This is a genomic window from Halobacterium sp. KA-4, assembly GCF_021028995.1.
GTDB lineage: Archaea > Halobacteriota > Halobacteria > Halobacteriales > Halobacteriaceae > Halobacterium.
The window spans coordinates 1-4,683 of sequence record NZ_JAJJZG010000040.1 but is presented as its reverse complement, the minus strand read 5'-3'; the positions used below and the strand labels follow the sequence as shown (position 1 = coordinate 4,683).

General features: G+C 52.6%; 4 protein-coding genes and 1 pseudogene. 2 read left to right on the top strand and 3 right to left on the bottom strand.

The annotated features are described in order from the left end of the window. Positions 1 to 224: 224 nt before the first annotated feature. Positions 225 to 761, bottom strand: coding sequence for a hypothetical protein (locus LPA44_RS17820; RefSeq protein WP_230890824.1), 537 nt, complete (start codon positions 759 to 761; stop codon positions 225 to 227). A gap of 297 nt (positions 762 to 1,058) precedes the next feature. Here LPA44_RS17820 and LPA44_RS17815 point away from each other — a divergent pair, with 297 nt between their 5' ends. After that, on the top strand, positions 1,059 to 2,792 hold the full coding sequence (locus LPA44_RS17815) for a transposase (RefSeq protein WP_230890825.1): 1,734 nt from the start codon (positions 1,059 to 1,061) through the stop codon (positions 2,790 to 2,792). A gap of 435 nt (positions 2,793 to 3,227) precedes the next feature. Here LPA44_RS17815 and LPA44_RS17810 read toward each other — a convergent pair whose 3' ends face one another. Together LPA44_RS17810 and LPA44_RS17805 are read right to left on the bottom strand one after the other, a co-directional pair. Beyond that, complete coding sequence (locus LPA44_RS17810; RefSeq protein WP_230890823.1) at positions 3,228 to 3,617, bottom strand: hypothetical protein; 390 nt, start codon at positions 3,615 to 3,617, stop codon at positions 3,228 to 3,230. Between the two features lie 100 nt (positions 3,618 to 3,717). After that, on the bottom strand, positions 3,718 to 4,476 hold the full coding sequence (locus LPA44_RS17805) for a hypothetical protein (protein WP_230890822.1): 759 nt from the start codon (positions 4,474 to 4,476) through the stop codon (positions 3,718 to 3,720). 136 nt (positions 4,477 to 4,612) lie between these two features. Between LPA44_RS17805 and LPA44_RS17800 the strand changes: the two are divergent. Then, positions 4,613 to 4,683, top strand: a pseudogene (locus tag LPA44_RS17800) (IS6 family transposase); the annotation flags it as partial.

Genomic DNA, 4,683 nt, shown 5'->3' with positions numbered 1-4,683 from the left:
TCTAGTGGTACTGATTATTTTCCCATGTCGAGGAGAATACACCCATTTACAGTCTGTTCGGAATTCACCGGTGTCTGTTGCACGCTTAATCGGGTTCCTCTGTTAGCTATGATTGGCGGATGTTGACGCACTCCTGGGCTTTACTCAGGTCGTACGGATCCCCAAGTCAGGAACCCCTTCGGGGTTAACCTCCCGGGCTGTACTTAGCCTTCAGGAGTTCGTCTTCACTCACTACTCTCTTCGGCTTGGTCGTCCGCAATTGGCTCGAGTGATTCTTCCATGCGTTCGAATTTGGCTTCACGAAGTTCCTCCTCTGACGGAGCTTTCGGTACGAATGATGCGCCCTCGGGCAGGTCAACATCCTCGCCCTCCAGGGGGTCAGAATCGGACACCATCTTGCGGATCTCCATATCTCGGTTGAGCTTCCCGATCAGCTGCTCGAACGACGTATCACGCTCGTGACGCAGCCGTCGGAGTTCTCGAACCTGCCGCTCAAACTCTGTCTTTTCTGCCCAATCATAGATTCGCCGTCCAAGCAGCGTCAGCTCATACCGCTTTTCGGTTCCATGCTCAGTCGGCCTGTGACTCACAGTAAAAATATCGCGCTCAACACCCTCGGATAACCGTGAGGATACTGTCGAAGAACTCACTGCAACCGCGTCGACGAGTGCGTTAAATGTCGCTGTTCCTGTCCCGATCTCCGTGACGAGTTCCGGTGCGCCCTTCTGCCGGAGAAACCCCTCCAGGTCGTCTAATCCCATCGTATCCACGCATTCGCCACCAGCCACTATAAATCCAACTAATAGATAACTCATACCAATATTTAGTTTACACCGTATTTTAGCCCCAACCAGTTCTGCAACTACAGCACGCATACCCCTTCATACATCCGCAGTGACAAGCCCCAGACAGACAACCGACGCTAATGACTGGTCCTAATTCTGCTCTATTCTATACCGATATTCGCCAGTTCAGCGGAACCACACTACGGCTGAATCACTCCATAATCTGGCTAGCATCACGCTACCAGTGCAGTAGTGCGGCTTGGAGGCGGGATACTGATGAGTGATCCGGCGGCGGTCGCTGAGTCAATCGTCGTTCACGCGGAGACGCTCTGTGAGCGTGAAGACCACCTCTGGGAGGTCATTCGCCAGCTCTCGATCCCAGTTGACAATCTCGAAGACGCCCGCAACCAGAACCGCGTCGACTTCGAGACCGACGAAATGTTTCGCACGCTCCTATTCAAAGGCATTCGCGGCATCTCACAGAACGAATTAGCGCAACAGCTCGGTCGGAAGCCAACCCTCGTCAAGAGCTTCCACTTCGATATTACTGACCTCAAGAAGACGCCCACCCAGCAACAACTCTCGTACACGCACGGGAAATTCAGTGAGAATACCCAAGAAGTCCTCAATCGGACGGTTGCTGGCGTCCGGCAAGTCGCGCTCGATAACGATGTCCTCACAGAAGCTCTCGTGCCGTCCGTCCCAACTGAAACTGAGGAAGAGGAGTCTCAGAGTACGAGCGAGTACAAAAAGGAGAAGGCCCAGAAGACGCTGACGCTCGCTCGCAAACACGTTATCCCCGAGTTTGACACCCACCGAGCGGCCCACAAGACGTACTCCGACGAGGTAATCCTGGATATGTTCGCGAGTATCTGCGCGAACAACGGGAGTGCTCATTCGGAAGCCGAGTACGGCTGGCTTACTGACGACGACCTCACCTGCGACGACTCAACGTTCCTGCGGGCAATCAAGAAAATCGCGACACCCGAAGACTCCGACGACCAGCTCACGTTCGAGGATTTTGCGGATGATGATTCGATGCCCGGAATCGATCGAATTCGAGATTCCGTTATGACGGCGTTCAATGCTGCCACAGAGAACGTCGTCAACTCGATTCGCGGAGACGATCCGTTTGACTCTCGGGAGACCGTTGCGGCGATCGACATCACGCACGAGCAGTTCCACGTCTGGCCGTGGGAGGACAAAGAAGCGGGTATCGCGAAGCCGGACTACCCGAAGATGGTGAGCGGGTACAAGAAGGACGGCGAGTACAAACGCGGCTACAAGTACGCGACAATCACCTTAGTCGGGGATCACGCACCGATTGTCCTCGGTGTCGAGCCGGTCAAAGAGAACTCTACGTGGGAGCCCGACGACTCTCCATCGTATTCGAAGGCTGACCTGGTGAGTCGGTTACTTGACCGCGCAGAGCAGTTCGTCGATTTGGACACGGTAATGTTCGATCGTGGATTCTACGTCAATCGTGTGTACGCAGATGTTCACGAGCGCGGGCTTACGTATCTCTCTCCAGTGCCGACGTACGAGGATGACTTGGCGGCGATTCAGAATATACAGGAGCATCCGACTGCGGACGCAGCTGTCAAGCACGACGTTCCGGTTAGAATCGACGGCGAGCTACACCACGAGGCTGAGTACCTGTACGCGCCGAGCACGAGTGACGATGCTGACGGGAAGTACGCGGTATTCGTGACGAATGAAGATCGCGTTGAACCAGCGGAGATTAGGAGTATCGTGAACGGATACAGTCGGCGCTGGGATATCGAGAACCAGTACAAGTCGATCAAGAGTTTCATGCCGAAGACCTCGTCGACGGACTACCGACTTCGGTTGTGTAACTTTGCGCTGTCGACGCTGATTTACAATCTGTGGCGGCTCACAGACTATCTGATCAAGGTCGCGCTCGACGAGCCGATCCGGTCGCCACCAGAGATCACGGCGAAGACGTTTGTTCGAGCATTGGGAGACTTCCTACGGGAAGTCGGGTAACACTTTTTCCACTCAGAGTTCATCAACTCAATAGCGGCTGCTTTATCGGTTTTTGCGGATTTTCGCACTTCCCATCATCTGAAATACTAATTTTTAGTTATTAATCAGATATCAGTCAGTTTTCGCACCGAATTTGGAGTCACCAGCACGGGAATTTCCCAGTTTCATTTGTAGGTTTATAAGCACGCTAAGAATGTGTCCGCGCCACAGATTCTGCGTTTGGATTTCTACAAACCACCAACCTAACAACACTTATCGTCGATGTCGAGCTAATCAGCACTTTAGGAGAGACGGCACAGCCCCAGAGGATAGATTTGGGGTGTGGCTTATCTGCAGCGTTTGAGAGGGGAGATCATCTGATCAATAGTGTTCTTTCTTTTATTCAGAATTGCTACTGGAACTGACTAGGACTGAATCGATACGTAGGATTTTGTTTTAAATCCAGTACTCTCCACCTGCGAGGAGAGCATACGCGACGAGGTAGAACGGCATCAAGTAGAATACGAGGAAAAACCCCGATGTATCACCTTGAGTGTTCCAAAGCGGGAGTGTGTGACAGAACACGAGGATGCACGCCAGTAACACAGCAGGGCTTCTAAGGTTGAATTGCAGCCAGAGCAAGATCGGGGTGCCCACAGTTCCGAATCCCATAATTGAATACCAAAGTATTGCCCACCATGCTGGGCCATGAATGCTGACCGAAGAAGACAGGAAATACACATAGCCGAGTACGAGCCCAGTATAGCCGAGACTGACCACGACGCTAATGGAGAGTGAATACCCCCATGCTTCGGTTGGCTCAACCAGTGCGGTTCGTGCTCCCATATTTACATCAATGGTCTCGAGCCGACATAAGTACAGTCAGTTTTCTCATCATGTGTAGCCTGTTCAGAGTCATAATTGGCAACACCACTGTTTACTCTGGCTACGACTCGGCGTAGATGTATCCGATTTTCCCGTCGTGGGTATCCCAGTTGGGACCATTATTCCCAACGTCTACGACTTCAGTCTTAACTGGGGCTTCAGGATCAGACCACCAATCGACGACGTTTCCACGAGATAGTGCGAATTTCCATTCAGCGATAGGGGTCCCTATGTTGTGAGTACAGGGATCTTTGTGTGCTTGTCCAACAGCGTGTGCGTTTTCTAGTGAAAGGTCGTAAAGACGCATGTGGAATTGAGTCCATGGGCACGCTCCCACCGAATTCATCACGTGAGCGTCGTTGGACTGGACGTCACCATCGACATTAATATACCGATCATTTTTGCCGACGGGAGCTGGTTGCTTCCATTTCCCTCCGTACTCTCCACTCCTCATGTCTGACTGAACGATATTCGAATTGCACCAATCGAATACGACGTTGATTGGTGCCTTCCGAGACTGCATATTCTCCGCTTTCTCTGTCGTCTTGTAGTGATACAGCGGGACGTCGTTTTCCCAGTCAGGCTGCTCTGCCGAGGCAACCGAGATCTGTGATGCGGGATCAGCCTCTCGGAGGATCTTGCGTTCTGCTGCTGCGTGTTCAGCAGCCGTTCCGATAACTTGTGTGGTGCGCGTCTGGAACCGTCTCTGTTCACCGTCACGAATCTCCTCAGACACCGCCTTTGCGTGATACCGGTCCGGTTCGTAGACGAGGACCGGAATCCCATACCGTTCTTCGAGTTCGTTGCTCTTGAACCGCATCTGAACTTCGAACGTTTCGTCATCGATGCGCTCCCAGACCGCAGTCAGAACGCCCTCCGCAGTGATAGGTTGGTTCTGCTGGCACTGTCTAGTTAAGCCAGTTTGAGAAGTGAGCAGGTCGTTGAGTTTGTTTGGGATAATGCTCGCAGACCTGCTCAGCGAGTGCTTTGCGGCGGATTTAGAAGAAACTTGGGAGCGTGAACGGAC

Bases quoted from the DNA above. Each gene is read 5' to 3' on its own strand.
- LPA44_RS17820 (WP_230890824.1), bottom strand. From the start codon at position 761: ATGGGATTAGACGACCTGGAGGGGTTTCTCCGGCAGAAGGGCGCACCG.
- LPA44_RS17810 (WP_230890823.1), bottom strand. From the start codon at position 3,617: ATGGGAGCACGAACCGCACTGGTTGAGCCAACCGAAGCATGGGGGTAT.
- LPA44_RS17805 (WP_230890822.1), bottom strand. From the start codon at position 4,476: ATGCGGTTCAAGAGCAACGAACTCGAAGAACGGTATGGGATTCCGGTC.